We start from the raw sequence: 2,775 nt of genomic DNA, 5'->3' as shown, positions 1-2,775 counted from the left end.
GAAAGAAGGTCGGGTCGTAGTTCCTCTTCGTTTTGTGAGTGAGACACTTAACGCTGCCGTGAAATGGGACGGTAAAGTTAGCTACATCAATATCACTAGCCCAGAGTATCAAGCTAAAGTAGATGCTGGTACAGTTACATTGGATGTTTGGGGTCGAGAGTTGCGTGCTAAGCAGAACTCTAAAGAGTGGACTCTGATGTCTGATACTCCTGATAATGTATATACCATCAAGAAGTATATGATTACTCATGCAGACGGTGAATATAAGGCAAAAGACTACATCAACAAATTCACCAAAGAAGAACTTGACCGGATCGTTAAAAATGTCAAAGATTATTACAAACTTGCTCTAAATATCGATTATAGAACTATTAATCCTACTGCTTACTTTAACAAATCTTTCGATTTGCTAGGTCACAACGGTTATATGAATCCATTGCCTTTTAATGATTTTGTTAATTTCATGAAGAAGAATAAGGTAGTAGTAGAAGGTTACGCCTTCCCAGACACTAGCACTATTTATTATTACCATGGTACACAGTTTATCAGAACTAAGTTTAAATTCCGTGTACTAAGTGCAACAGACACGACTCAATTCAATGCAGACAGCTACAAGCCAGGAGAAAAGTCAGAGAAGGTAACCTGGGTAAAGAAGGGTCAATGGTATGAAACATATTCGGACGTAGCTTTGTTTACAAACAGTCAGGATATTTATGGTACATTAAAAACAGGAACTACGGACAATATGTTTACAAAAGGTGCCTATCTGTACAAGGAGTTGAAGTAATTGCATAAGAGGAAACTTACTTCCCTACTTTGTCTAATATTGATATTAGCTCTATTTCCTGTAGACGCCTATACGATTTGTCCATCTAAATATGGAGGAATACATGGAGATAACAACAAAACAAGTACAACTAGAGGATCTTAGCAAAATTCGTTATGAAGTTCATATTGGAACTTCCAAAATAGTAGACTATCTAGACTTTATGATTCTAAAGTTCTGTGGAAAATATGGGTACGGATCCAGTGGAAATGCGGATGCCGTATACATGAGGGCAATTGGTAAGGCTGCCATTGAGGCATGGGAACCTGGGGGATTAATCATTGATTTTAGTGAGTTATCATATGAGTGGGGCGACCAAATAGAGAGTGTCTTTTTTGTTGGAGGAGACAAGTATGGGGATACACCTTTTCCAGTAGCATTAATTGTTGGCAAAAATTCAGAAGAAGCTATTCGAACTTTACTCGTGGGTTTGGAAAGTGAGAAAGGAATTGAAGAAATAGAATGGGCATTTAAAAATCTGGAAGATGCTTGGGAATATATTGAGTGCAAATTAAGAGTGTATATAGAATTGGATCTTTATGATGAGTGAGATTAGGGGAACCCCCTAGCAGGAGTCCTAATGATGGACGAATAAGTCTAGGGGATATCCCCCGCTTGTGCAAAGGAGATATATATAAAAATGACATGGAGTTTGGACAGTGTTGTAGAAAGACATAAGGAAGCGCCCTATACGTTTTATGTGCCTAGTGAGTATGTATTGAGCAAGATTGAGGTTGGAGAGTTGGTCAAGCTTAGCTTTCTTAGTGACGAAGAAGATGCAGAATATTGTGGAGAGAGAATGTGGGTTGAAATCATCCATCGATCAGGTGATGAACTGATTGGAACATTACGGAATGAGCCGGTATCTATTAAGGATCTGGTTTTCGGTCAAGAAATCCATTTTAAAATCGAACATATTTGCGACACGATGCATCATGATCCTAGCGCTGTAAATTGGGATTATTATTTTGAGAAGAAGGTTGTTGTAACGAACGATGTGCTGGAGCGAAATGAATTTAATTTTATGGTAAGGGACTTTCCTAATGAAGGCTCGGAATCGGATACGGGATGGAGTTTCTTTACGGGGTATGAAGAAGAAAACGATCCTGATGATATCGATAATTATCAATTTATTTCGATAGGGAAGGTATTGAATATAGATGATTCGATTCTTTCTTTTATAGATCGGGAGCCTCAATGTGCCTTTGAAAGAAATCTTGAGACGAAAGAGTTTTATGAGGTATTTGATTATGAGTGGGAAGAGTAGATGAACGCTGTGCTGGATATCGCACATTCGATTTATAGAAAAAATGGCTGATGTCACAGCAATGTAGGAGAGTAATATGAAAAAAATTAATTTCTTGGAAACGAAGCCTGCTACTCGATTTGATGAATTTGATCCGAATCAAGATGGAAATAAGAACACCCGATTCGCAGATTTGATTATTGACGGAAGATCTATCTATCAAATGTTCAAAAAGCATGATTTGGTTCCATCCCTTGGTTGGGGGAGCGAAGCGAATCAAAAACTTATGATCGATTATTTTTTTTGTTGAGAGAACAACATGAATATATGTACAATAGATATCCGATTTTAGTATGTCCCTGGTGTGGCGACGAAGATTGTGGATTTATTTCGGTATTTATTGAGAGGGAAGAAGATATCGTAATCTGGAAGGATTTCATGAAAGATCATGATAACAAAACGATTCCTTTAGGGCCTTTTTACTTCAAATGGGATAACTATAAACAGGTAATTGACAGTACGTTAGGAATCGCAGGTATCCAGTAATTATTGTGTTCGTAATTCAAGACTGCTGTGACTGCAATGACCCAGACTAAGAGGCAAGCTTTCTAGGATTGGGTTTATTTACAAAGGGGGACTGTCTATGAAGCAATTGCCGACTATTGAATTAGAAAGATTGCTGCTGCGACCGTTTCGTTTAGAT

At 37.9% G+C, this 2,775-nt stretch carries 4 protein-coding genes; all 4 read left to right on the top strand.

Features of this window, described 5'->3' with window-relative positions; all coding sequences use genetic code 11:
- Positions 1-787: stalk domain-containing protein (locus BBG47_RS27550; RefSeq protein WP_217492543.1), on the top strand; the 787-nt coding region annotated here is incomplete at its 5' end.
- A 103-nt stretch (positions 788-890) separates the two neighbouring features.
- Complete coding sequence (locus BBG47_RS27545) at positions 891-1,376, top strand: hypothetical protein (RefSeq protein WP_065294406.1); 486 nt, start codon at positions 891-893, stop codon at positions 1,374-1,376.
- A 90-nt stretch (positions 1,377-1,466) separates the two neighbouring features.
- Entirely contained in the window at positions 1,467-2,093 is a 627-nt protein-coding gene (locus BBG47_RS27540; RefSeq protein ID WP_065294405.1) for an immunity protein Imm33 domain-containing protein, read from the top strand.
- Positions 2,094-2,169: 76 nt separating this feature from the next.
- Positions 2,170-2,382, top strand: a complete 213-nt coding sequence (locus BBG47_RS31330; RefSeq protein ID WP_368072470.1) for a hypothetical protein — start codon at positions 2,170-2,172, stop codon at positions 2,380-2,382.
- The last annotated feature ends 393 nt before the right edge of the window (positions 2,383-2,775 follow it).

It is taken from the genome of Paenibacillus sp. KS1 (assembly GCF_001680695.1).
GTDB lineage: Bacteria > Bacillota > Bacilli > Paenibacillales > Paenibacillaceae > Paenibacillus_B > Paenibacillus_B suaedae.
This window is presented reverse-complemented; position numbering and strand designations above follow the sequence as displayed.

Excerpts from the sequence above, each read along its gene's own strand:
- BBG47_RS27545 (WP_065294406.1), top strand. The coding sequence starts at position 891 with ATGGAGATAACAACAAAACAAGTACAACTAGAGGATCTTAGCAAAATT.
- BBG47_RS31330 (WP_368072470.1), top strand. The coding sequence starts at position 2,170 with ATGAAAAAAATTAATTTCTTGGAAACGAAGCCTGCTACTCGATTTGAT.
- BBG47_RS27540 (WP_065294405.1), top strand. The coding sequence starts at position 1,467 with ATGACATGGAGTTTGGACAGTGTTGTAGAAAGACATAAGGAAGCGCCC.